Origin of the sequence: Alteripontixanthobacter maritimus (assembly GCF_003340475.1) — a bacterium.
Lineage (GTDB): Bacteria > Pseudomonadota > Alphaproteobacteria > Sphingomonadales > Sphingomonadaceae > Alteripontixanthobacter > Alteripontixanthobacter maritimus.
The window spans coordinates 2,545,858-2,568,291 of the sequence record NZ_QBKA01000002.1 but is presented as its reverse complement, the minus strand read 5'-3'; the positions used below and the strand labels follow the sequence as shown (position 1 = coordinate 2,568,291).

Genomic DNA, 22,434 nt, shown 5'->3' with positions numbered 1-22,434 from the left:
GTCATTCCTTTGCATCGGTTTCTGGTTTGGGCGGACGCCCCCGCCGGGCGGGCTTGCTTGTCGGTACATCTATTCCACGGGTCTTTAGGGCATCGCGCAGCATCATCTCGATTTGCGCGTTGGCGGAACGCAATTCAGTCGCGGCCAGCCGCTCGATCGCGGCATGGACTGCCGGATCGAGCCGCAGGGCAAAGGCCTTCTTCTGGGGTTTTTTCGCCATAAATGAACGCGCGCGACCTTCCGCCTACTGGTAGAGCGAGCCGGAATTCACCACCGGCTGTGCGTCACGGTCGCTGCACAGCACCACCATCAGGTTCGACACCATGGCCGCGCGGCGTTCGTCGTCCATTTCCACAATGCCATCGTCGGACAGCTTGGTCAGCGCATCGTCCACCATACCGACCGCACCGATCACGACGGTCTTGCGCGCGGCCACCACGGCTTCTGCTTGCTGGCGGCGCAGCATGGCACTGGCAATTTCCGGCGCGTAGGCAAGGTGCGTAAGGCCCGCCTCATCCACCAGGATGCCGGCGACACGAAGGCGTTCGTTCAGTTCTTCCAGCAATTCGCGATTGATGGTTTCCGCGCCGCCGCGCAGTGTTACTGCTTCGCCTTCGAAATCGTCATAGGGATGGCGCGAACCGACAGTGCGCAGACCTGCCTCGATCTGGATGTTCACGAATTCCTTATAGTCGTCGACATCGAAGCTAGCCTGCGCGGTATCGACCACGCGCCACACCACATTGCAGGCAATTTCGATGGGATTGCCGCGCAGATCGTTGATCTTGACCCGGTCCGAATGCACGTTACGCGCCCGGACGGACACTTTCTGGCGCATCATCCATGGCCATACCCAGCGCAAACCCTCGGTCCGTTCGCTGCCGCGATATTCGCCGAACAGCGTAATTGCGGCGGCCTGATTGGGCTGGATCATGAAGAAGCCCGCGGCAACGAGACACAGCGCAAGGATCGTACCGACGATCGATCCGGCAAACAGCAGCTTGGTACCCTTACCAGCCCCGACACCCGGAAAACCGGCCCACATAATGAGGAAGCCGATCGCCGCCACACCAAGTAGCACCAGCAACATCATATAGCCGTTAAAAGTACTGGACGGCCTTTCCTCGCTGACGTTCATCGCGCCTTTCGCGCGCGGCACCGGGGCGGATTGAGTGTCGGACATAGTTTCTGCTCCTGATATAATTATGATATCATATTTATCAGGAGCCGGCAGTTTGTCAATATTGCCGGATGACCGCCAGGAATGCATCGCCGAATGCGTCCAGCTTCTTCGCCCCCACACCGCTGATTTGCCCAAACTCCGCCACCGTCGTGGGGCGCGCCTTGACCATTTCGCGCAACGCCGCGTCACCGAATACGAGATAAGGCGGGACTTGCGCCTCGCTTGCGAGCGTGCGACGCAAATCGCGCAACGCCTCGAACAACGGATCGCCGATCGGATTGGCCTCGTTCGCGCCGCGCCGTCCGCGTCCGCCGGATCGCCGTGCACGCTTGGGCGGCATCACCATTTCGACCGTTTGTCCGCCGGTCAGGATGTCGCGCGCATCACCGCCCAGCGCCAGCCCGCCATGCTCGGTCGAAACAAGCGAGCCACGCGCTTGCAATGCCCGGCTCAGCGGTTGCAGTAGAACCGCATCATCCCCGTCCACAATGCCGAACACGCTCAATTTGTCATGCCCGCGCTGGCGCACGCGTTCGTCTTCATTGCCGGTCAGCACCTTGGCCAGATGGCCGAAGCCGAAGCTTTGTCCCGTGCGATAAACGGCGGAAAGCAATTTGCGCGCCAGCTGCGTCACATCGGCCACTGCCGGCGCTTCGATGCAATTGTCGCAATTGCCACAGCGTTCGGGCGGGTCCTCACCGAAATGGCGCAGCAATACCGCCCGGCGGCAACCCGGCGTTTCCACCAGTCCGGCGAGCGCATCCAGCCGCGTGCGTTCGGATTGCTGGCGGCTTTCATCGAGCTCGCCCAGCCGCTGCCGGGCCTGCGCGAAATCGCCTGCGCCCCAGAACATCGCGGCTTGCGCCGGATCGCCGTCACGGCCCGCACGGCCCGTTTCCTGGTAATAGGCCTCGATTGATTTGGGGATGCCGACATGGGCAACGAAGCGCACATCGGGTTTGTCGATGCCCATTCCGAACGCAATAGTGGCCACGATCACCATGTCTTCGGACTCGACGAAAGCGGCCTGATTGGCCTGCCGGACTTCGGGATCAAGCCCGGCGTGATACGGGCGAACCGGGCGGCCGGTTGCCGCCGCCAACTTCTCAGCAATGTCCTCAACCTTGCGGCGGGTAGGGGCGTACACGATGCCTGGGCCGGGATGCGCGGCCATCAAATTAGTCAGCTGGCGAGAGACGCTATCGCGGTGATCGATAGCGTAGCGGATATTGGGCCGATCGAAACCTGCGATGACCAGCCCGTCATCGGGAATTCCCAGCTGGGCCATGATGTCGCCGCGGGTGTGGGCATCGGCGGTAGCCGTCAGCGCCAGCCGGGGCACATCCGGAAAGGCGTTCATCATCGGGCGGAGCTGGCGATAATCGGGGCGGAAATCGTGGCCCCATTCGGACACACAATGCGCCTCGTCGATGGCGAACATGCATAGCGGCGCGGCGGAAATCAGATTGCGAAACCCCTGCTGGCTGGCGCGTTCGGGCGCGACATACAGCAGGTCCAGCTCGCCATTCCGGAACGCGTCCTGCGTTTCTCGCCAGTCGGCATCCGCGCTGGTCAGCGTGGCCGCACGGATGCCATTGGCGCGGGCGGAACGCAGCTGATCATGCATCAGCGCGATCAGTGGGCTGATCACGATGCAGGTCCCGTGCATCATGGTGGCGGGCAATTGGTAGGTCAGCGATTTGCCTGCACCGGTGGGCATGACCGCCAGGGTGGACTGCCGCGCCAGCACGCGAGCAAGCACATCCTCCTGCCGACCGCGAAAACCGGTAAATCCGAACAATTCGCGCAATCGTGCACGCGCGGCGTCCAGAGTAAGCGGCGCGAAATTCGCGCTAGCTCCGGCATCGGCACCGGCGTTCTCGCCTGTGGTCAGGGGTGCAGTGGTGCCGGGCGCGTTGTCCATTCTGGCGCTTTGACAGATGGGACGGCGCGATGAAACGTCTGCGCCACCGCTTATCCCATACCCTCCTCCGTAACGCGAACAGGTGACATAACGCATTCCCTTTGATTGCCGGTTGTGCTTGCGCTATTCAGCGTTTGCGAAGCCGCCAGCCAGCATGGAGGCGGCATTTGGTAAAAAGGGTCAGTCCCATGAAGTTTGCGTTGAAAATTACCGCCATCTCTTCCCTCGCGCTGGTATTGGCTGCGTGCGGCGATACCGATGATGCCTCGGTTGAAGCCGAAGCCGATACGGTCGAAATGCCCGCCGACGTGGCGCTCGAAACTGTGGAGGAAGAGCCGGTCGAAGATCTGGACGCGGATGCTTCCAACACCTCAGTCGCTCCGGCCACGACTGCAAATGAAGCAGTCGTCACGGAACGCCAGATCGACCGCGCAGAAGCCGCCGGTACACAGGCGCAGGACGTCGCCGCTCGCGCGCAGGCAGCAGCTGCCGCGGCTGCCCGGGACACTACCGACCGGGTCCGCGAAGAAGCACGCGACAATGCGCAGGACATGCAAAGTGCGGTGAACGGCTCGCAGGCTGAACGGGTGAACCGGTAAGAATAACACCGTTGCCGTTACGGCATCGCAGAAACAGGGCGGACGCAGCATCATGGGGTGCTTCGTCCGCCTTTTCTTTTGTCCAAACGGCAATAGAGTGCGGTGAATGAAACCGTTCTCGACTGCTCGCCGCGCGCGCATGTGCGCCGCCCTTACCGCAACAATCTTCGTCGCCGCATGCGGCCCGGCCGATACCGATCCTGGCGAAGGCGGCGTGACCGTGGGCGAAGCGCGCGCGCTGGACGAGGCGGCCGAGATGGTCGAGGCCGGACGGCTCGACCCGGCGGTCGTCGGTAACGCGCCTGAACAAGGTTCCGTTGAAACAAACCATGACGCCACAAATCCTGACCCAGAAGCCACGCCGGAGGAGCTTGCCCCATGACCGCCATCCCATCTGAAAACGGCATGGACGCCGAGACTTTCGACCAGTTCATCGAGCAGCTCCAGCGCTATGTGCGCGAACGGCTTATCCCTGCCGAATCGCAGGTCATCGCAGACAATATGATCCCCGAGGATCTGCAGGACGAAATGCGCGGCATGGGCCTGTTCGGACTCACTATGCCGGAGGAGTATGGTGGTGCAGGCATGAACGTGCCGCAATATGTCGAGGCGATCCGCGTGCTCAGCTATGCGCTTCCGGCATATCGCAGCCTGACCTCCATCAACCTCGGCATGGTGTGTTCCGCCATCAAGAAAAACGGCACCGACGAACAAAAGGCGGAGTATCTGCCCCGGCTGGCAGCGGGCGAAATCGCCTGTTTCGGCCTGACCGAACCGGGCAGCGGATCGGACAGCGCAGCGATGCAGACCACCGCCACGCGCAGCGGCAATGGTTACGTGCTGAACGGTGCGAAACGCTACATCACCAACGCCCCGTTTGCGAAGATCGGCCTGATCATGGCGCGCACGGAGAAAGACAATCAGGCCAAGAACGCCCATGTCAGCGCCTTCCTCGTCGAAATGGACACCGACGGTATCGCGCGCGGCAAGTCCGACAAGAAGATGGGGCAGGAAGGCAGCCATATCGGCGACCTGTATTTCGATGATGTCAAACTGCCGGGCAGCGCGCTTCTGGGTGGGGAGGAAGGCCGCGGTTTCGCCACCGCCATGCAGAGCCTCGATAATGGCCGCCTGTCCGTTGCCGCCGCCAGCGCCGGCTATGCCAAGCGCATCCTCGACAGCGCGCTAAAATATTCGACCGAACGCAAGGCATTCGGCGATTCCATCAGCCAGTTCCAATTGATCCAGGCCATGCTGGCCGACAGCAAGGCGGAAATTTACGCGAGTGAATGCATGATCCGCGACGCCGCGGCCAAGGCTAATAATGGCCCCGCCATTATCAAGGCGGCTGCCGCCAAGATGTTCGCATCCGAAATGTGCGGCCGTGTGGCAGACCGCTGCGTGCAGATCTACGGCGGCGCGGGCTATCTGGCCGAATACGAGGCCGAACGCTTCTTCCGCGACAGCCGCATCTACCGCATTTACGAAGGAACCACGCAGATCCTGCAGCTGGTCATCGCGAAGAACATGCTGCGGCAGTTCGCGGCCGAGAGTTGAGGGGTGATGTGTCTGTCAGTACGGCTGGGCTATCCTCGCTTCGCTGCGGGCGGTCCTTTGGGCCTATGACTGCCGTGACCTGGAAACGGGACTACCTATGTAGCTTGGCGCAAGTTCGGTCCGCGACCAGCGGACCGCAAGGCCGAACGGCCGCCCGAGCTTATGCGAGGAAGCAAGGAACCCGGATGGGTTCCGCCCGCAGGGCCCCAAACAAAAATGTATAACCTTCTCTCCGACCTCTCGATCATCGAAGCGTCCAGCTTCGTCGCTTCCCCTACTGCCGGACTTTATCTCGCGCAAATGGGTGCCGAAGTCATCCGGGTGGACCAGATCGGCGGCGGGCTGGATTACGACCGGTATATGCTGACCGAGGAGGGCCGTTCGCTCGCTTGGGAAAACCTCAACCGGGCCAAGAAATCGGTCGCGCTGGACCTGCGCAGCAGTGAGGGGCGCGAATTGCTGGTGGAGTTGTCCGCCGCGACCGGCCAGCTGATTACCAACATCCCGAATGGCAGTTTCCTCGACCATGAAAAACTGGCGGCAAAACGCGCCGACATGATCACCTTGCGTATCATGGGCTGGCCAGACGGGCGTCAGGCGATGGATTTTACCGTCAACGCCGCGAGCGGATATCCGCTGATGACCGGCCCGGCGGAATGGGGCGCTGACACCGCCCCGCCAGTCAACCAAGTGCTGCCCGCATGGGACTTCATCACGGGTGCCTATTCTGCCTTCGCGCTGATGGCGGCGCTGCGCCACCGCGATGCGACCGGCGGGGGCGGCGAGGTGCGGGTGCCGCTGGGCGATGTTATGATGGGGACGGTCGCCAATTCCGGCGCGATGGCGGAAATGCTGTATCGCGGCGATGATCGCCAGCGGCTTGGCAACGCCATCTGGGGCGCGTTCGGCACCGATTTCCGCAGCCGTGACAACATCCGCTTCATGGTCGCCGCGCTAACGCACAAACAGTGGGCGGCAACCATCGCCGCGTTCGATATCGCCGATGGTGTCGCAGCCATTGAAGCCAGCGAAGGCGTGAGTTTCGCGCGCAGCGACCACAATCGCTTCACCCACCGCGAGGCGCTGTTCGCACTGGTACAGGATCGGGCGAGCAAGATGGATTATGCCAACATTGCGCAGGCACTTGGTAAGGCGGGTGCGACGTTCGAGAGATACCGGACTATGCACGAAGCCTCGACCGATCCTGAGCTGGTTGCCAACAACCCGTTGTTCGGCCCCTCCCCCGCCAATCCCAGCGGGTTCGCCTATCCCGCCCCGGGCCCCATCGCCAACATACCCGCGCAGGATCGTGGTAACCCCGAAGCCGCGCCTTACAACGGCCAGCATAGCGAAGAAGTGCTCGCCGAACGGCTGGGGCTATCCTCCGGCCAGATCGGCGCGCTGGTCGACGCAGGAACCGTGGGCCTTTCAGACAGGAAACCGACATGACCGCACTCCGCCGCGCCGCCATCTGCACTCCGCTTCGCACGCCGGTCGGCAAGTTCCTTGGCACCTTGGCCCCGCTGGAGGCTGGCGCGCTCGGGGCGATCATCATCAAAGCGCTGGTGGAGCGAAGCGGCGTCGATCCCGAACGCGTGGACGATGTGATCTTCAGCCAAGGGTATGGTAGCGGCGAAGCGCCGGCCATCGGGCGCTGGAGCTGGCTGGCGGCGGGCATGCCGATCTCCGTGCCCGGTTATCAGCTGGACCGGCGCTGCGGCAGCGGGCTGCAGGCGGTCGTCAATGCGGCGATGATGGTGCAGACCGGCGCGGCAGATTGCGTGCTGGCAGGCGGCGTGGAATCGATGTCCAACGTGGAACATTACACCACGAAAGCCCGCCACGGCGCGCGAATGGGCGACATGGCGCTGTGGGACCGCTTGACGCGCGGGCGGTTGATGAGCCAGCCGATCGAACGGTTCGGCGTTATCAGTGGCATGATCGAGACCGCGGAGAACCTGGCGCAGGATTACGGCATCACGCGTGAGGCATCCGACTCTTTTGCGGTTCGCAGTCATCAGAACGCTGCCGCAGCATGGGATGCGGGGAAGTTTGACGAACAGCTGGTCCCGGTCGACGTGCCGCAGCGCAAAGGCGATCCCATCTCCTTTGTCCGCGATGAAGGTTTTCGCACCGATGCGACCATGGAAACGCTTGGGAAGCTGCGCGCCATCGAAGGACGCGACAATCCTGACGCAGTTGTCACCGCGGGTAATGCCAGCCAGCAAAACGACGCCGCCGCCGGGTGCCTGGTGGTGGCGGAGGACAAGGTCGAGGAACTGGGCCTTACTCCGATCCTATGGTTCTACAGCTGGGCTGCCGCCGGATGTGACCCCTCGCGCATGGGCATCGGCCCGGTGCCGGCGGTTGACCGCCTGTTCGCGCGCGGAAGACGCAGCTGGGATGATATCGGTCTTGTCGAACTGAACGAGGCGTTCGCGCCGCAGGCGCTCGCAGTCATGAAGGGTTGGGGCTGGGCCGATGACGATTCGCGCCGCGATCTCGTCAACGTCAACGGATCGGGCATCTCGCTTGGTCACCCCATCGGCGCGACCGGCCTGCGTATCCTTGCTGATATGGCATACGAAATGAAGCGCCGCCACGTGCGTTTCGGGCTGGAAACCATGTGCATCGGCGGCGGTCAGGGCATGGCGGCGGTGTTCGAGCTGGCGCGGTAGGAAGGTCCACCTATTCCACCACATAATCTTTCAGCGGTGCGACCACGCGATATTCCTCCACCAGCGGCTCATGGCCGAGGGGTGGGAAGACGATATCGGGCGGCGCGATGTCGTAGTTTGGCAAGCGATCGAGCAAATCGCGGATCAGGGTCAGCCGCCCGCGCTTCTGGTCGTTGAAATTTACCAGCGTCCACGGTGCATGGTCGGTATGCGTAGCCCGCAGCATCGTCTCGCGCGCGTCGCTGTATTCGGCGTATTTCTCGCGTGCGGCGAGGTCCATCGGTGACAGTTTCCAGCGTTTGAGCGGATCTTCCAGACGTTCTGCCAGCCGCTCTTCCTGCCGGTCCTGATCGGTTGCCAGCCAGTATTTGAACAGCAGAATACCGTCATCCACCAGCATCCGTTCAAAGCACGGTGCCTCGTTCAGGAAGCGCGCAACCTCCTCGTTCGACGCAAACCCCATCACCTTTTCGACGCCGGCACGATTGTACCAGCTGCGGTCGAACAATACTATTTCCCCGGCGGCAGGCAAATGCCGGACATAGCGTTGGAAATACCATTGCGTTTGCGCCCGCTCGTCAGGCTTCGGCAGTGCCACCACCCGGCATTGACGCGGATTGAGGCGCTGGCTTACCGCCCGGATCGCGCCGCCCTTGCCCGCCGTATCACGCCCCTCGAACAGCACACAGATGCGCTGCCCTGTTTCGCGTGCCCAGCGGGCCATACCCACCAATTCCTCTTCCAGCGGACGCAGCAGGTGCCGGTAATCCTTGCCTTTCAGCTTTCCCATGCCAATCTCCCGTTAGAAATGCGCACCTTTTGGAAGCATTTGGGTTATAGGGGAAGGCCATGGCTACTATCGCACTCGACAAAGCATCCGCCGCTGCCAATTACGCGCAGCTTCCCGAAATGCCCCAAGACGTGTTTACCGCACCGCTCCAGAAGCCGAACCATCTGGGCGAAGACTGGCTGGAGCCCGAGCAGACGAGCTACGACAGCGAGGACGATGCGATCTGGGACGACCTCTTCGCGCGCCAGATGAAAGTGCTGCCGGGACGCGCCGTCTCAGCGTTCATGCGCGGGCTCGACAAGCTGGACCTGGGGCGCGGCGGAGTGCCGGACTTCGTCGAAATGAGCGAAAATCTGGGCAAGCTAACCGGTTGGAGCGTAGTGCCCGTGCCCATGCTGATTCCCGATCACGTGTTCTTCTGGCACCTTGCCAACCGCCGTTTTCCGGCCGGGAACTTTATCCGGACGCGCGAGACGTTCGATTACATTCAGGAACCAGACGTGTTCCACGATGTGTTCGGCCACGTCCCCATGCTGACCGACCCGACCTTTGCCGATTACATGCAGGAATATGGCCGCGCAGGATGGAAGGCGATGCGGTACAACCGGTTGAAGGCGCTGGGATCGCTCTACTGGTACACCGTGGAATTCGGTCTGATGATGGAGGATGACGAGGTTCGCGCCTATGGCGCCGGTATCCTGTCGGGGCCCACGGAAGTCGTCTTCGCGACCGAGGCGAAAAGCCCCAACCGCATTATGCTCAATGTCGATCGCGTTATGCGGACCGATTATGTAATCAGCGACCTGCAGCCGACCTATTTCGTCATCGAGGATTTCGATGACCTGTACCGGCAAACGGTCGAACGCGATTTCGACAAGCTGTACAAATCTCTGCCGCCTGCCTTCACTTACGCCAACTCCGCCGTGATCGATGTGGATCACGTGGTGAACCGCGGGACGCAGGAATATCTCCTGCGCGGCGGGCGCGGCAGCGGGGCCGACCCGGTCTGATTTACGCGCCGAGGTGAAGGCATAAAAAAACCGGCGCCGGGATGATCCCGACGCCGGTTTTTTTATATTCAGAAGCCCAGTTTAGGTGGGTTCGGAATCCATTTCGTCGGCTGCTTCTTCCATGGCTTCTGCCTGGTCGTCGACATTGTCTTCCATGGCGTCGGCCTGATCGTCGGTGATCTGGCCGGTTTCTTCCATGTTTTCGATTTCCATGTCCGCGGCGTCTTCCATTTCTTCCGCGTTGTCTTCCATCTCGTTTTCAGCGGCGCTGTCACATGCAGCGAGGCTGAGGCCGAGTGTGGCGACGGTTGCGACCATGGCGGTTTTCATAGTGAACTTCATTGGTATTCCCCTTCGTTGTGGTCGGCCTGCATATCAATTGCAGACCGTTATGTAACCCCTAACTTCGGTCCCGTTACAGGGCGGGGCTATTCGTGAAAAATCGTCAGATAGGCAGGCGATCGCGCATTGCCTGAAACAACGCAAGGGCGCCCACTGCGGCAAGCATGGATATGAGGAGGGCAAGGCCGCTCAAATTGAAAAAGACCAATGCGCCCTGCACCAGAAACCCACCTACAACAGCGCCTGCAGCGCCGACAGCCATATTCAGCAGAATCTCGCGATTTTGCTGCTGCTCTGCCACAATCGACAGCAGCCATCCGAAAATGGCGCCGATCAGGGTTAGAACAATTAGGCCCATCTGCCTGCAATCCGATCCGTTGCGAGCGCACAATCGCACCCGATACTACTCGCCCAAATGGGCAAGAAGACTGCTGGTTCCGCAAAATGCGACGAAATGAAGGCAATGTACGAAATATGGCCAGCCCCTATGCCGCTAGGTTGATCCAACCCACCCTGGCTTTAACCCGCCAGCACCCAGATTGCGAACAGCCCGGCCACAATCCGATACCAACCGAATGGCGCAAAACCGTGTTTCGAGACATAAGCGACGAACAGGCGTACGATGGCGAGCGCCGTCAGGAACGCAGCGCCGAAGCCCAGGCCGATTTCCCACCACCCGATCGATGCGTTGCCCGCAAGCAGCGCCGGTTCGTCGAATATCTTTACGGTAGCGGCGCCGATCATGGTCGGTACGGCCAGGAAAAAGGAGAACTCGGCCGCGGTCTTGCGGCCCACTCCCATTGCCAGCGCGCCAAGGATTGTCGCGCCGGAGCGGCTCGTTCCGGGCACCATGGCAAGGCATTGGACAAACCCGATACCGATCGCGGTCTTCGCAGTCATTGCGGCCACGCCGGCATCTTCCGACGGCTTGATGGTTTTTTCCAGGATCAGGATGGCAACACCGCCCACCACCAACATGACAGCGACCACCATGGGTGAATCGAGCAACAGGTCGATCGCATCCTTGGCCATCAGGCCGATGAATGCGGCGGGAAGGAACGCCAGCAGGATGTTGCGCGTGAAGCGCACCGCCTCGGTTTCGCGCTTCAGCAGCCCGGTGCCCATCTGCCAGAACGTGCCCCAATAGCTGACCACAACAGCCAGGATCGCGCCTAGCTGGATGACAATATTGAACTGCCGCCACCGTGCGGCATCATAGCCGAACAGTTCTTGTGCAAGAATGAGATGTCCGGTCGAGGACACGGGCAGGAATTCGGTCAAACCCTCCAGGATTCCAAGGAGGATAGCAGTAATTGTCTGATCCATCGAAGCGCCCAAAGGCATAGGAGCGACGAAGTCAAGCGGAGGTTCTTGGTTTAGCCTCAAGCGCCGGTGTTTTTGTTTTAGACCCTGCGGGCGGGACGGAAGTTTTTGGTTTAGCCTCAAGCGCCGGCGGTCGCATCCGCTCCCTTAGGCTATCCTCGCGTTTTGCGCTGCGGGCGGCCCTTTGGGCCTATGACTGCCGTAGCCAAGGACCGGGTTCAAAATTGCAATGGTAGCGCAAGTTCCGTTTGCGACCAGCAAACGGCAAGGCCGAACGGCCGCCCGAGCTTATGCGAGGTAGCAAGCGGACCGGATGGTCCGCGCCCGCAGGGTCCAAACAAACAACTCCCGCCGGCGCTTGAGGCCAAACAAAAAACATCGGCGCTTGAGGCTAACCAGAAACTACTGACAATGCACCGGGAGTTGCCCCCCGGCCCACCATTCCTACCAGATCTTCACACGGTCTTCTGGGGGCAAATACAACTCGTCATCGGGCGTCACGCCGAACGCCTCGTACCATGCATCGATGTTCCGCACCGCGCCGTTGACGCGGTAGATTTCGGGCGAGTGGGAATCGGTCAGCAGCCGCTGTCGTCCGGTCTCCTCCCGCTGCATCGAACGCCATACCTGCGCCCAGCCGAGAAAGAAGCGTTGGTCTCCGGTCAGCCCGTCGATCACCGGCGCTTCCTTGCCGTCCAGCGCAATTTTGTAGGCGCGGTAGGCCAGGCTCAGCCCGCCGACATCGCCGATATTCTCGCCCAGCGTGAACTTGCCGTTCACGCAGGTTTCGCCATTATCGTACGGGCAGTAGCTGTCATATTGCGCAGCCAGCGCCGCACCCAGTTCCTGGAAGCGTTCCAGATCGGCATCCGCCCACCAGTTGCGCAGTGTTCCGGTGGAATCGTATTTTGCGCCTTGATCGTCGAAGCCGTGGCCGATTTCATGGCCGATCACGCCGCCGATACCACCATAATTGACCGCCATGTCGGCGTTCGGGCCGAAGAACGGCTGCTGCAGAATAGCTGCGGGAAAGACGATTTCGTTGAAGGCCGGGTTGTAATAGGCATTCACGGTCTGTGGCAGCATGAACCATTCGGACTTGTCGACCGGCTCGCCCAGGCGGCTGCGCGAATCTGCGATGGCCCATCTGGTGGCCGCCATGCGGTTGCCAAGCGGATCGTTCGCATCAATTTCCAGCCCGTCATACGTTTCGAAATTGTCGGGATAGCCGATCTTGGGATTGAAGCTGTCGAGCTTGGCATAAGCCTGCGCCTTGGTAGCCTCGGTCATCCATTCGTTTTCTTCCAGCGACGCCCGCATGGCAAGCCGCAGATTGGCGACCAGTTCGTCCATCGCGGTCTTGCTTTCGGCAGGGAAGTACCGCTCGGCATAAAGCTTGCCGAGCACTTCGCCCAACTGGCCTTGGGTGTTGCCGATGGCCCGCTTCCAGCGCGGTTCCTGTTCTTCGGTGCCCGACAGGGTCTTGCCATAAAAGTCGAACCGCGCCTGGTCGATTTCGCTGGGCAGGACGGACGCGTTTCCGGACAGGAATTGCGCCGCCATATAGGCCTGCAGCACCGGCAGCTGGGTTTCGGTAATCAGGCGCATCATGCCCGGCGTGCCGCCGCCGATCATGCTGGCTGCATCTTCCTTCGCAATCCCGGCTTTGGCCAGTTCCTCGTCAGTCGGGGGAAGCTGGCTCATCAGGAAATCGTCATGGCCGGCGAAGCCCGCTTCCGACAAAATCGTCTCGATCGGGAAATCGCCCGCCAGCCGCACCAGTTCTGCGCGGTCCATGCGGTTGTAAGTAAGGTCGCGGTTGCGAAGGGCGACCCGGTCCCATTCCAGCCGCGCGACATTCTCCTCGAAAGCATAGACCATGTCTGCCGTACGCTCCGGCGCTTTGTATCCAGCTTTACCGAGGAGGAAGGTCAAGTACTTCCGATATTCCGAACGGATATTCTCGTTCTTCTCGTTATCGACGAGATAGTAATCGCGATCGGGCAGGCCCATGCCGGAAAAACCGGTGCTGAGCGTGTGGCTGTTGGGGTCTTTCGGATCGACCGTTACGCCTACGGAAATGAGCGACGGATAACCCGCCTGCGGCATCAGTGTCGCCAGTTCCTTCACCGACTTCGCGCCATAAATCTTGCCGAGATACGGATAGGCCGGGACCAGGCCCGCCGCATCGATGGCGTCGATATCGAGATAGGCATTATACGCATCGACGATGCGCGCTTCGCTGCTGCCGGGCGCATTATCCTGCGCGACCAGTTCCTCGATCAATGTCTTCACATCGTTGCGTGACTTTTCATTGAGCACGGTGAACGCGCCGAAACGGCCGAATTCCGCCGGGAGGTCGTTCGCCGCGATCCATTTACCGTTGGCATAATCGAAGAAATTGTCGCCCGGATCGACGGCCGGGTCGAGCAAATCGGTATCCACGCCCCACGTCCCGAAGGTCATGGTGGGCAGATCACTTTCCGCCATTTCGTTCGTCATGTCCTGCACGGTTTCGATATCCACCGGCACGGCGGCTGCGACATCGCCGGAGGTTTCGGCCGAAGCGGGCGCCGCGCCCATAGCAAGGGCAATGGCGAGCGCGCTCGCGCCGGCGGTAAAGATACGTGTCATCAGGTCAGTCCTTCCAGAAATCCAAATCGGTCCGGCACAGTTTTGCGTCCGGGATCGGCCTGTTGGCCGTAGCAAATACATTGCGCGCGGTGGTGCCGCTTGTCGGCGGAAATGGCAAGTTGATCGAATGCAGGCGCGCAGCGTCCGTGTCAGGCAGCGCGTCAGGCAGCGCGTCCGGCAGTGAACTGCAATTCCGCCAATCGCGCATATAATCCGCCCATTGCGGAAAGTTGCGTATGGCTGCCCTGTTCCACGATACGGCCATCCTCCAGCACAATGATGCGGTCGGCGGAGCGCACCGTCGCGAGCCGGTGCGCGATGACCAGCGTAGTGCGCTGCGCCATCAGCCGGTCGAGCGCATCCTGCACCAGCGCCTCGCTTTCAGCGTCCAATGCGCTGGTCGCCTCGTCCAGCAGCAGGATCGGCGCATCACGCAACAGCGCGCGGGCAATCGCGACGCGTTGCTGCTGGCCGCCCGACAATTGTGTGCCGTTCTCACCCAGGAACGTATCGAGGCCGCGAGGTAGGGCGCGCAGGAAATCTTCGGCATTGGCGGCGCGGGCGGCATCCCAGATGGCCTCGTCATCTGCCTCCCACGCACCGTAACGCAGATTGTCGCGGGCGTTGGCACTGAACAGCACGCCATCCTGTGGAACCAGCGCGATGCGGCGGCGCACTTCGGCGGGGTCGGCCGATGTCAGCGACACGCCGTCGATGCGGATGGAGCCGGATTGCGGATCGTAAAACCGTTCGGCCAGCTGGAACACGGTGGTCTTGCCCGCGCCCGATGGGCCGACCAGCGCGACTGTTTCGCCCGGCTCGACCTCGAGCGTGAAGTCCTCCAGCGCCGAAATGTCCGGCCGCGTGGGGTAATGGAATGTGACGCCGCGAAACGACAGGCTGCCACGTGGCGGGCTGGGCAATGCCTGCGGGCGTTCCGGCGGCGCGATAGCGGGTTCTTCTTCCAGCAATTCCGCGAGGCGGCTGGCCGCACCGGCCCCGCGCAGAAGATCGCCATACACCTCCGTCAGCGCGCCAAAGCTGCCTGCCACGATCCCGCCGGCAAACAGGAACGCCACGATTGTCCCGCCGGTCAGGTCGCCATCGATCACCAGCAGCGCCGCACGCCACATTACCAGCGTAAAGGCGCCGAAGATCAGCAGCATAACCGCTGCCGTCATCGCCGCGCGCAGGATGATCCGCTTGCGCGCGGTTTCGAACGTATCTTCCACGGAAGCGGCGAACACCTCGCCCTCGCGCCGTTCCTGCCCGAATGCCTGTACGATCTTCATCGCGCCCAGCACCTCGGCCACTTTCGCACCCACATTGGCGACCCGGTCCTGGCTGGTGCGGCTGACCTTCTGCAACCGCCGCCCCAGCACCGCGATGGGGATGATGATAACGGGGATCGCCATCAAGAGTGTCACCGTCAGTTCCGGGCTTAGCCAGAAAAGATAGGCAGTGCCGCCGATCGCCATGATGGTGTTGCGAAGCGCGATGGACAGCGTGGTGCCGACGACGTTTTCGATGATCGTCGTGTCCGATGTCATGCGGCTGCTGATTTCCTTGGGGCTGTTCTCTTCGAAGAACGCCGGCGCCAGGCGAAGGAGGTTGGCGTGCACTTCGTTGCGCAGATCCGCCACCACGCGTTCGCCCAGAAGGCTGACGTAATAGAACCGCATCGCGGTACCGATGCCCAGCACCACCACGATGGCGAGCAGGGCATAGAAATAGATCGCGATATCGTCCGGGTCGCTACCGGCTGCGAAGCCTTCGTCCACCACCAGTTTCAGCCCTGCGGGGATCGCCAGAGTTGCGCCTGCGGTGATGAACAGCGCCAGCAGAGCCATTCCGACCCGCGACGGGAAATTCCCCATGATGCGGAAGATCATGCGCAAAGGCTTCAGCGAGCGCGCCTTTGGCGGGGGCTCGGCTGCCGCTATCGGGCCTGTGTCGGGTGCGCGCGCCATGTTCGGCTGTCATCTAGGGGCAGGCGCCATACAAATCCACCGTTCTGGACCCCTTTCCTGTTATGTTGCGTTGCAACATGAAACGAACACGCCCATCTGGAAGGGCAGACTGGCCCGATGGGCCACAGGGGGACCGCGCCAAATGCTCTATAACGCTCATGAATTGCAGAAGAACTGGCTGAACAGCGCCAGTGCGTTCGCCAGTATCGGGGCGGAAATGCTGGGCAACCCGGCCAATCCGATGTCTTATTTTGGCCTCGGCCCAATGGCTGCCTCGGCGATGGAAGTGTTTGCCCACGCGACCGCAACCTACGGTAAACCGGCCTTCGATATCGAACACGTTACGATAAACGGCACGGACCATGCCGTGAGCGAAACGCTGGTGTTGCATCGCCCGTTCGGGGACCTCAAGCATTTCGTGCGCGAAGGCCTGCCGGCGGATGCCCCTAAACTGTTGATTGTCGCCCCGATGAGCGGCCATTACGCCACCCTCCTGCGCGGCACGGTGGAACGCATGGTCGAAAGCGCCGAGGTCTTTATTACCGACTGGAAGGATGCAAGGGACGTGCCGCTGTCGGACGGCACATTCGATCTGGACGACTATATCGATTATTTGATCGAGTTCTGCGAGCATATCGATACCGATAGTGACAACGGCGTGCACATGCTCGCCGTGTGCCAGCCTTCCGTTCCCGCGCTGGCGGCCACCGCGCTGATGAATGCGGACAACAATCCCGCCGCACCCAGAACGCTCACCATGATGGGCGGCCCGATCGACACGCGGCAGTCCCCGACCACGGTCAACGATCTGGCCATGGATCGCCCGCTCGCCTGGTTCAAACAGACTGTAATTGCCACCGTGCCGATGGCCTATGCGGGTGCGGGACGCCGCGTCTATCCCGGTTTCCTACAGCTGGCAGGCTTCATGAACATGAATCTCGGCGCGCATATGCAAAGCCATTACGAGATGTTCAAACACCTGCGTTCCGGCGACGATGAAAGCGCGCAGGCGACCAAGGATTTCTACGAGGAATACCGCAGCGTGTGCGACATGACGGCGGAATTCTATCTGCAGACGGTGGAGGAGGTGTTCCAGAAACACTCGATCCCCAAGGGCACTTTCGAACATCGCGGCAAGATTGTGGATCTGGGAAAGATCGACACTACCGCGCTACTCGCCATCGAAGGCGAGCGCGACGACATCTCCGGCCTTGGCCAGACCAAAGCGGCGTTGGCGCTGGCAAAGGGTTTGAGCGAAGACCGCAAGCGGTACTACATGGCACCGGGCGCCGGTCATTACGGCATCTTTAACGGCAGCAAATGGCGCACGCTGGTCGCCCCGGTTGTCGAGGAGTTCATGGCCAAGCATGGGTGAGGGATATGTCCGGCCTGTAAACTCGGCCTGACCATTTACCGCCGAACGACATGCGGTGATGCAACGGATGACGGTAAAATGTCCTGTCTCTCAAAGTTGCGGCCATGAGGCTTAAAGCAGATCAGCGCGTTCTCGCCCACTTCCTGATGTAAAATGGTTGATTTTGCCATAAGGGTTGGCAATTCTCGCATGATGAACATGCACGGTCAGCGTTGGCGCTATCAATTGGCGAACACAGAAGTCTTTGTTGACAATGCTTTTAGCTGGTTTGGCTGGGCACAAGAACGCTTCCTCGTAAATGACGAGGTGGTTCAATCATCTGGGGCGTGGCTTGGTTTCCGAAGAACGTTCAAAGAGCCTTGGCTTACACCGACCGGAGATGGGGAGCTTGCGATAAAGATGTGGTCTGCCCGCAGCGGGATCGAAATCGAGGTTCTGCTGGATGGCGAAGCAGTCGAGCACAACGAGCTATTCGAAGCTACTTGGCATGGCAGGCGTACTTGGCCTGACAAAAACGCGTGGACCAGCACCAAAAAGTTCTCCATCTTTACAATTCCGGATTACGACTAGGCTGGCTTGTCGAAGATTTGGTGCTCATTTTGGCTTTCGTCCGCAAGCGGACCGAGTTCGGACGCGAAAAGCTTCCTACGCGACCGGGACTTCAAGCCAGCACCATCGGCTCTACCGGGCGCGCCCCTAGGTTGAATCGTCAGGCCGAATTAGGCCCGTGTGTTACGCTGCCATCGTACCAAACGCATCTTGTTATCGCGCATTCGGCAAGCCGCGCGGTTCGCCTATCTTACCGATAGGAATGTCCAGCGCATCGCGGTCCCAGTTCTGCAAATCGGCTACCGCGTCGTAGCTGCTTTGCAGGAATGCCATTAGCACTGCGTCCGGGTCATTCGCCTCGCGCACGGCTGCGTAAGGCAGCACGAATTCGCCAAGATCGCCGTGCCAGTATGCCGTATTCGGCTCGACCGCACGGTCGGATAATCCTTCCGGCGAAGGGTAGCCATAACCGTAGAACGCGGCTTCCTCGATCCCTCCCCCGCCCAGCCAGAACCCGGCGCTGGCCACTTCGTGGCTATAGGCTTCCCGCGTGACCGGGTCGGGCAAGGCGGGCACGCCGCCGGGATGCAGCGGCGCTGTGCGGCCGGAGAAGCGAGTGATAGCGAGGTCCATGCTTCCGAAAAACAGATGCGATGGGCTGGACTTTCCGACGAAGCCGGTGCGGAAAGCCTCGAATATACGATCCACGCTGCGGAAGGCGGCATGGATCCGGCTGGCAACCGCGTCGTCCCAAACGCGCGGGGCGGTATCGTTTGCGAAATCTACGGGGTTCTGGACCTCGTTCGGTGCGCCGCTCGTGTCGATGGGGACGCCCATGCCGTCCAGCATGAATGCCAGATCGGCCGCGAACGCTGCGACATTGGTGTTTCGCACCGCAAGGCTGCCGGTCTGTCCACTGGAGCTTACAGCGTCCACCACGCCGCTCGCCATGTCGAAGAACACCTCAACTTCGTGTTCGCCGACCGGCAGCGGATAGGTGCGAAAGCCGCCGGGCACTACGCGCATGGCTACATGCCAGCCATGATTGAGCCAGGGCATCGTGCGGATCGGCAGTTTGCCGATGACCTGCAGATAGGCGTGCAGGGTTTCGATCACCGCCTTGTCGGCGGCGTAATCGAGCGCAGGCCACCGGCCCGGCATGGTGCTGGTTCCGATGGCCTCGCTCATATCAGTCGGCTCCTTACAGGACTTCGAACAGGCCGGCTGCGCCCATGCCGCCGCCAACGCACATGGTGACAACGACGTATTTCACGCCGCGCCGCTTGCCTTCCAGCAAGGCGTGGCCGACGCAGCGCGCGCCGGTCATGCCGTAAGGGTGGCCAATAGAGATCGAGCCGCCATTTACGTTGAGTTTGTCATTGTCGATACCCAGCTTGTCGCGGCAATAGATGACCTGCACGGCGAAGGCTTCGTTCAGTTCCCAAAGACCGATATCGTCGACTTTCAGGCCAAAACGCTCGAGCAACACGGGGATCGCGAAGATCGGGCCGATGCCCATTTCGTCGGGTTCCGTGCCCTTGACCGCCATGCCGACATAGCGGCCCAGCGGTTCCAGCCCGCGCGCCTTGGCGACAGCGGCTTCCATCACGACGCAGGCGCTCGATCCATCCGAAAGCTGGCTGGCGTTACCCGCCGTAATCGTAGTGTCCGGGCCGAGGACGGGCTGGAGCGACTGCAAGCCCTCCAATGTGGTCGAGGGGCGGTTGCCCTCATCCTTGGCGATGGTAACTTCGGCGTCGGAGACTTCGCCCGTTTCCTTGTTCTTCACCTTGTGGGTGGTGGTGACGGAGATGATCTCGTCGTCGAACTTGCCCGCTTCCTGTGCGGCGGCCGTGCGCTGCTGCGATTGCAGCGCGTATTCGTCCTGCGCCTCGCGCGATACACCGTAACGCTGGGCCACGGTTTCCGCCGTCTGCAGCATCGGCATGTAGACTGCGTTGTGCATTTTCATCAGTTCGGGATCGGGCATCACGCGCATTTCGGGCGTCTGCACCAGACTGATGGATTCCTGTCCGCCGGCAGCGACGATATCCATATTGTCCACGATTACCTGCTTGGCTGCGGTCGCGATGGTCATCAGGCCGCTGGAACACTGGCGGTCGATTGTCATGCCGCTGACCGAGATCGGCAGTCCGGAACGAAGCGCGACCTGCCGTGCCAGATTGCCTGCCTGCGCGCCTTGTTGCAGCGCAGCGCCCCAGATCACGTCATCAACGTCGTCCGATCCGGCAACACCGGCGCGTTCCAGCGCGGCGGTCAGCGAATAGGAGCCAAGCGTGGCGCCCGGTGTGGAATTGAAAGCGCCCTTATAGGCCTTGCCCATGCCCGTGCGGGCGGTGGAAACGATGACTGCGTCACGCATGATAATTGTCCTGTTGTATGGTTTGAAATTCGGAAACGATCAGACGAAGTATTGCGTCATCCATTCACAGATCAGCGCGGGCTTTTCCTCGCCCTCGATCTCGATCGTGATTTCGCAGGTCTGCTGCCACTGGCCGGGGCGTTTTTCGGTCATTTCAATAAGCTTCCAGTGGCCGCGAATGCGCTTGCCACTGCGAACGGGCGAGATGAAGCGGGTTTTGTTGCCGCCGTAATTCACCGCCATCTTGATCCCGTCCATGCGGGGAAAATCGCTTTCCGCCGTCAAATAGGGGATCATCGACAGGGTCAGGAAACCATGCGCGATGGTGCCGCCGAACGGCGTCTGCTTCGCCATCTCCTCGTTCACATGGATGAACTGGTGATCGCCTGTTGCCTCGGCGAACTGGTTGATGCGTTCCTGGGACATTTCGGCCCATTCGCTGGTGGCGACGTTCTGGCCGACTTTGGCTTCGATATCTTGCGGGGTCATGGCGCGTTCCTTCTTACATAACAGGATTGCAGCCATTCATGGCGGATTGGAGGGGGCAGCGCAACGCACAGGATGTGGGGAAACGCGCACCGTGCAGCTGACGCTACGGCAGGACGGTGCTGCGCGTCAGCTAGGTGCAGCGGCGGTTTGTGCCACCTTCGTGCGTAACCGGGCGCGGCGGGCACGCCGGTCGGTTTCCCGCGCCGCCGATTCGCGTGTCTTGCAGTAATTCCATAGCCCTATCTGCAGCGCGAGAAACAGCAGGACGAATGGCTGATACGCGATACCCACGAACAGCGACCCGACCAGATAGACGATCTGCCCATATTGCAGCGCACTGGCGAGCGGGGCCTGCCATCCATCGGTTACCGCAGCCGCATCGCCATCGCCTGTATCCAGCGCCGCCTTCATGCGCCAGCGCCGCCGCAGCACTTCCATTTGCACCAGCCCCAGGCCGTGCAGCAGCAACCAGACCGTCAGCCCGAACCAGCCCTGTTCGCCCAGCACTTCGAAATAAGCCGAGTGATAGGCACGCGCCTCGTCCGTCACTTCCTCGCGCGTGACGATCGTTGTGGTTTCGCCAGCCTCTTCCTCCACCGGCAGTTCGTAAGTGAACTTGTTACCGCGATAGGCGTCGAAGCCCCCGCCCCACGGGTTTGCCTCCACATAGTCCAGCGTCCAGTTCCACACCGCCACGCGGGTCGATGCGGACATATCCTGCTGGTGCCCGGTGATCGTTTCCATCCGGTCGTAAAATGTCTGCGGCAGGAATGGCAATGCCGCCAGACCCAGCACACCGCCCGCCATCAGCACCATCAGCCGCCGCTTCGCATCGCGCAGCATGACCAGTGCCAAAACCGCTATGCATACAAGACCGGTGCGCGCTTCCGTACCCACAGGTATCAGGAGGCAGGCGAACACCAACGCATAACCGAACAGCTTCACCCGCCAGTCCGGCAGGAACACCGTACCATGGCGAGTGAACCACAGGATCAGCGGAATTATGGCGATGGCCACGGTGCTCAATGTGCTGCTTTCATAAATGCCGCTATTGTCGTTCACGAACAAATACAGGCTGGCATAGCCGCCGCCGCCAAGCGCGGTCTTCAGCCCGCCATTGATGATAATCGCACCAGCCGTCAGCACCATGACCAGCGCAGCAGCCTCGATCCGCAGGCGCGTGGTCAGCGTGAACGGCAGGAAAATCGCGAACACCAGCGCCTTCCAAACCCAGCCCCATTTATGCGCCGCGTCTTCCGGAAAGTCGGCCCAGCCGGTAGTGAGAAAAGCGTAGGCCAGCAGCAGCACCATCAGACCCTGCCGCACGCCGACGCGCATATCGCGCTTGCTGTCCACCGCCAGCCATCCGGCAAAGGCGGCACAAAATGCGATCAGCGACAGCGGCAGAGCCGGGGTGATCGACCAGCCGATCCGCTGCGGCGTAAGGATGTCGATATAGATATAGGTCAGCACCCACAGGAACGGCCGCCGGGTGCCCAGCGCGAGCAACGCCATGATAAAAAGGAACAGCGCCAGATCGATCATGGCGTCGGGCCGGTATTTGATGGCGGACCGGCGCGTGGGGGCTGGCCAGGTTCAGGCGGCGACGCGCGGCCGGCCGCCATGCG

21 protein-coding genes are annotated in these 22,434 nt (G+C 61.2%); 8 read left to right on the top strand and 13 right to left on the bottom strand.

Going from position 1 to position 22,434, the window contains the following annotated elements; translation table 11 throughout:
• Position 1: 1 nt before the first annotated feature.
• The 3 genes from HME9302_RS12590 to recQ are packed head-to-tail and all read right to left on the bottom strand — an operon-like array spanning position 2 to position 3,107.
• Positions 2–220, bottom strand: a complete 219-nt coding sequence (locus HME9302_RS12590; protein ID WP_115365330.1) for a type II toxin-antitoxin system antitoxin — start codon at positions 218–220, stop codon at positions 2–4.
• 24 nt (positions 221–244) lie between these two features.
• Entirely contained in the window at positions 245–1,183 is a 939-nt protein-coding gene (locus tag HME9302_RS12585) for an SPFH domain-containing protein (protein ID WP_230079797.1), read from the bottom strand.
• A 55-nt stretch (positions 1,184–1,238) separates the two neighbouring features.
• Complete coding sequence (recQ, locus tag HME9302_RS12580; protein ID WP_115365329.1) at positions 1,239–3,107, bottom strand: DNA helicase RecQ; 1,869 nt, start codon at positions 3,105–3,107, stop codon at positions 1,239–1,241.
• 188 nt (positions 3,108–3,295) lie between these two features.
• On the opposite strand from recQ, the gene HME9302_RS12575 reads away from it, so the two are divergent.
• The 5 genes from HME9302_RS12575 to HME9302_RS12555 all read left to right on the top strand — a co-directional run bounded on the left by HME9302_RS12575 (position 3,296) and on the right by HME9302_RS12555 (position 7,941).
• A complete protein-coding gene (locus HME9302_RS12575) occupies positions 3,296–3,706 on the top strand; it encodes a hypothetical protein (protein ID WP_181815625.1) in 411 nt (136 codons plus the stop codon).
• A gap of 106 nt (positions 3,707–3,812) precedes the next feature.
• Entirely contained in the window at positions 3,813–4,088 is a 276-nt protein-coding gene (locus HME9302_RS12570; protein WP_115367298.1) for a hypothetical protein, read from the top strand.
• On the top strand, positions 4,085–5,263 hold the full coding sequence (locus HME9302_RS12565) for an acyl-CoA dehydrogenase family protein (protein WP_230080007.1): 1,179 nt from the start codon (positions 4,085–4,087) through the stop codon (positions 5,261–5,263). The genes HME9302_RS12570 and HME9302_RS12565 overlap by 4 nt, the downstream gene beginning before the upstream one ends.
• Before the next feature lie 216 nt (positions 5,264–5,479).
• Positions 5,480–6,712 (top strand): CoA transferase, encoded by a 1,233-nt coding sequence (locus tag HME9302_RS12560; protein ID WP_115367297.1) that lies wholly within the window; start codon positions 5,480–5,482, stop codon positions 6,710–6,712.
• Complete coding sequence (locus tag HME9302_RS12555) at positions 6,709–7,941, top strand: acetyl-CoA C-acetyltransferase (RefSeq protein ID WP_115367296.1); 1,233 nt, start codon at positions 6,709–6,711, stop codon at positions 7,939–7,941. The genes HME9302_RS12560 and HME9302_RS12555 overlap by 4 nt, the downstream gene beginning before the upstream one ends.
• A 10-nt stretch (positions 7,942–7,951) precedes the next feature.
• On the opposite strand, the gene ppk2 is transcribed toward HME9302_RS12555, so the two are convergent.
• Positions 7,952–8,731 (bottom strand): polyphosphate kinase 2, encoded by a 780-nt coding sequence (gene ppk2 / locus HME9302_RS12550; RefSeq protein ID WP_115367295.1) that lies wholly within the window; start codon positions 8,729–8,731, stop codon positions 7,952–7,954.
• Between the two features lie 119 nt (positions 8,732–8,850).
• Here ppk2 and phhA point away from each other — a divergent pair, with 119 nt between their 5' ends.
• Positions 8,851–9,741: a phenylalanine 4-monooxygenase gene (phhA, locus tag HME9302_RS12545; RefSeq protein ID WP_115367756.1), complete on the top strand. Its 891-nt coding sequence runs from the start codon at positions 8,851–8,853 to the stop codon at positions 9,739–9,741.
• Between the two features lie 81 nt (positions 9,742–9,822).
• Here phhA and HME9302_RS12540 read toward each other — a convergent pair whose 3' ends face one another.
• From HME9302_RS12540 to HME9302_RS12515, 5 genes are all read right to left on the bottom strand, one after another.
• Entirely contained in the window at positions 9,823–10,083 is a 261-nt protein-coding gene (locus tag HME9302_RS12540) for a hypothetical protein (RefSeq protein ID WP_115367294.1), read from the bottom strand.
• A 103-nt stretch (positions 10,084–10,186) separates the two neighbouring features.
• A complete protein-coding gene (locus HME9302_RS12535) occupies positions 10,187–10,441 on the bottom strand; it encodes a hypothetical protein (protein WP_115367293.1) in 255 nt (84 codons plus the stop codon).
• A 161-nt stretch (positions 10,442–10,602) separates the two neighbouring features.
• Complete coding sequence (locus HME9302_RS12530; RefSeq protein ID WP_115367292.1) at positions 10,603–11,409, bottom strand: undecaprenyl-diphosphate phosphatase; 807 nt, start codon at positions 11,407–11,409, stop codon at positions 10,603–10,605.
• A 441-nt stretch (positions 11,410–11,850) separates the two neighbouring features.
• Positions 11,851–14,040, bottom strand: a complete 2,190-nt coding sequence (locus tag HME9302_RS12525) for a M13 family metallopeptidase (RefSeq protein WP_115367291.1) — start codon at positions 14,038–14,040, stop codon at positions 11,851–11,853.
• 161 nt (positions 14,041–14,201) lie between these two features.
• The gene (locus HME9302_RS12515; RefSeq protein WP_115367289.1) at positions 14,202–16,010 is read right to left on the bottom strand and encodes an ABC transporter transmembrane domain-containing protein; all 1,809 of its coding nucleotides are present in this window, start codon (positions 16,008–16,010) and stop codon (positions 14,202–14,204) included.
• Between the two features lie 142 nt (positions 16,011–16,152).
• Here HME9302_RS12515 and HME9302_RS12510 point away from each other — a divergent pair, with 142 nt between their 5' ends.
• Positions 16,153–17,385: a polyhydroxyalkanoate depolymerase gene (locus HME9302_RS12510; protein ID WP_115367288.1), complete on the top strand. Its 1,233-nt coding sequence runs from the start codon at positions 16,153–16,155 to the stop codon at positions 17,383–17,385.
• 189 nt (positions 17,386–17,574) lie between these two features.
• Positions 17,575–17,955 carry a hypothetical protein gene (locus HME9302_RS12505; RefSeq protein ID WP_115367287.1) on the top strand — a complete coding sequence of 127 codons (381 nt, stop codon included), beginning with the start codon at positions 17,575–17,577 and terminating at the stop codon, positions 17,953–17,955.
• A 192-nt stretch (positions 17,956–18,147) separates the two neighbouring features.
• Here the strand turns inward: HME9302_RS12505 and HME9302_RS12500 are convergent, their stop codons facing one another.
• The 4 genes from HME9302_RS12500 to HME9302_RS12485 all read right to left on the bottom strand — a co-directional run bounded on the left by HME9302_RS12500 (position 18,148) and on the right by HME9302_RS12485 (position 22,351).
• Complete coding sequence (locus tag HME9302_RS12500) at positions 18,148–19,122, bottom strand: DUF5996 family protein (protein WP_230080005.1); 975 nt, start codon at positions 19,120–19,122, stop codon at positions 18,148–18,150.
• Between the two features lie 13 nt (positions 19,123–19,135).
• Entirely contained in the window at positions 19,136–20,317 is a 1,182-nt protein-coding gene (locus tag HME9302_RS12495) for an acetyl-CoA C-acyltransferase (RefSeq protein WP_181815772.1), read from the bottom strand.
• 39 nt (positions 20,318–20,356) lie between these two features.
• Positions 20,357–20,806: a MaoC family dehydratase gene (locus HME9302_RS12490; protein WP_115367754.1), complete on the bottom strand. Its 450-nt coding sequence runs from the start codon at positions 20,804–20,806 to the stop codon at positions 20,357–20,359.
• Between the two features lie 126 nt (positions 20,807–20,932).
• Positions 20,933–22,351: a DUF5935 domain-containing protein gene (locus tag HME9302_RS12485; RefSeq protein ID WP_115367285.1), complete on the bottom strand. Its 1,419-nt coding sequence runs from the start codon at positions 22,349–22,351 to the stop codon at positions 20,933–20,935.
• Positions 22,352–22,434: the final 83 nt, after the last annotated feature.

What these genes read in the sequence shown, in the direction of transcription:
- HME9302_RS12590 (WP_115365330.1), bottom strand. Translation starts at nt 220, where the DNA reads ATGGCGAAAAAACCCCAGAAGAAGGCCTTTGCCCTGCGGCTCGATCCG.
- HME9302_RS12585 (WP_230079797.1), bottom strand. Translation starts at nt 1,183, where the DNA reads ATGTCCGACACTCAATCCGCCCCGGTGCCGCGCGCGAAAGGCGCGATG.
- recQ (WP_115365329.1), bottom strand. Translation starts at nt 3,107, where the DNA reads ATGGACAACGCGCCCGGCACCACTGCACCCCTGACCACAGGCGAGAAC.
- HME9302_RS12575 (WP_181815625.1), top strand. Translation starts at nt 3,296, where the DNA reads ATGAAGTTTGCGTTGAAAATTACCGCCATCTCTTCCCTCGCGCTGGTA.
- HME9302_RS12570 (WP_115367298.1), top strand. Translation starts at nt 3,813, where the DNA reads ATGAAACCGTTCTCGACTGCTCGCCGCGCGCGCATGTGCGCCGCCCTT.
- HME9302_RS12565 (WP_230080007.1), top strand. Translation starts at nt 4,085, where the DNA reads ATGACCGCCATCCCATCTGAAAACGGCATGGACGCCGAGACTTTCGAC.
- HME9302_RS12560 (WP_115367297.1), top strand. Translation starts at nt 5,480, where the DNA reads ATGTATAACCTTCTCTCCGACCTCTCGATCATCGAAGCGTCCAGCTTC.
- HME9302_RS12555 (WP_115367296.1), top strand. Translation starts at nt 6,709, where the DNA reads ATGACCGCACTCCGCCGCGCCGCCATCTGCACTCCGCTTCGCACGCCG.
- ppk2 (WP_115367295.1), bottom strand. Translation starts at nt 8,731, where the DNA reads ATGGGAAAGCTGAAAGGCAAGGATTACCGGCACCTGCTGCGTCCGCTG.
- phhA (WP_115367756.1), top strand. Translation starts at nt 8,851, where the DNA reads ATGCCCCAAGACGTGTTTACCGCACCGCTCCAGAAGCCGAACCATCTG.
- HME9302_RS12540 (WP_115367294.1), bottom strand. Translation starts at nt 10,083, where the DNA reads ATGAAGTTCACTATGAAAACCGCCATGGTCGCAACCGTCGCCACACTC.
- HME9302_RS12535 (WP_115367293.1), bottom strand. Translation starts at nt 10,441, where the DNA reads ATGGGCCTAATTGTTCTAACCCTGATCGGCGCCATTTTCGGATGGCTG.
- HME9302_RS12530 (WP_115367292.1), bottom strand. Translation starts at nt 11,409, where the DNA reads ATGGATCAGACAATTACTGCTATCCTCCTTGGAATCCTGGAGGGTTTG.
- HME9302_RS12525 (WP_115367291.1), bottom strand. Translation starts at nt 14,040, where the DNA reads ATGACACGTATCTTTACCGCCGGCGCGAGCGCGCTCGCCATTGCCCTT.
- HME9302_RS12515 (WP_115367289.1), bottom strand. Translation starts at nt 16,010, where the DNA reads ATGGCGCGCGCACCCGACACAGGCCCGATAGCGGCAGCCGAGCCCCCG.
- HME9302_RS12510 (WP_115367288.1), top strand. Translation starts at nt 16,153, where the DNA reads ATGCTCTATAACGCTCATGAATTGCAGAAGAACTGGCTGAACAGCGCC.
- HME9302_RS12505 (WP_115367287.1), top strand. Translation starts at nt 17,575, where the DNA reads ATGATGAACATGCACGGTCAGCGTTGGCGCTATCAATTGGCGAACACA.
- HME9302_RS12500 (WP_230080005.1), bottom strand. Translation starts at nt 19,122, where the DNA reads ATGAGCGAGGCCATCGGAACCAGCACCATGCCGGGCCGGTGGCCTGCG.
- HME9302_RS12495 (WP_181815772.1), bottom strand. Translation starts at nt 20,317, where the DNA reads ATGCGTGACGCAGTCATCGTTTCCACCGCCCGCACGGGCATGGGCAAG.
- HME9302_RS12490 (WP_115367754.1), bottom strand. Translation starts at nt 20,806, where the DNA reads ATGACCCCGCAAGATATCGAAGCCAAAGTCGGCCAGAACGTCGCCACC.
- HME9302_RS12485 (WP_115367285.1), bottom strand. Translation starts at nt 22,351, where the DNA reads ATGATCGATCTGGCGCTGTTCCTTTTTATCATGGCGTTGCTCGCGCTG.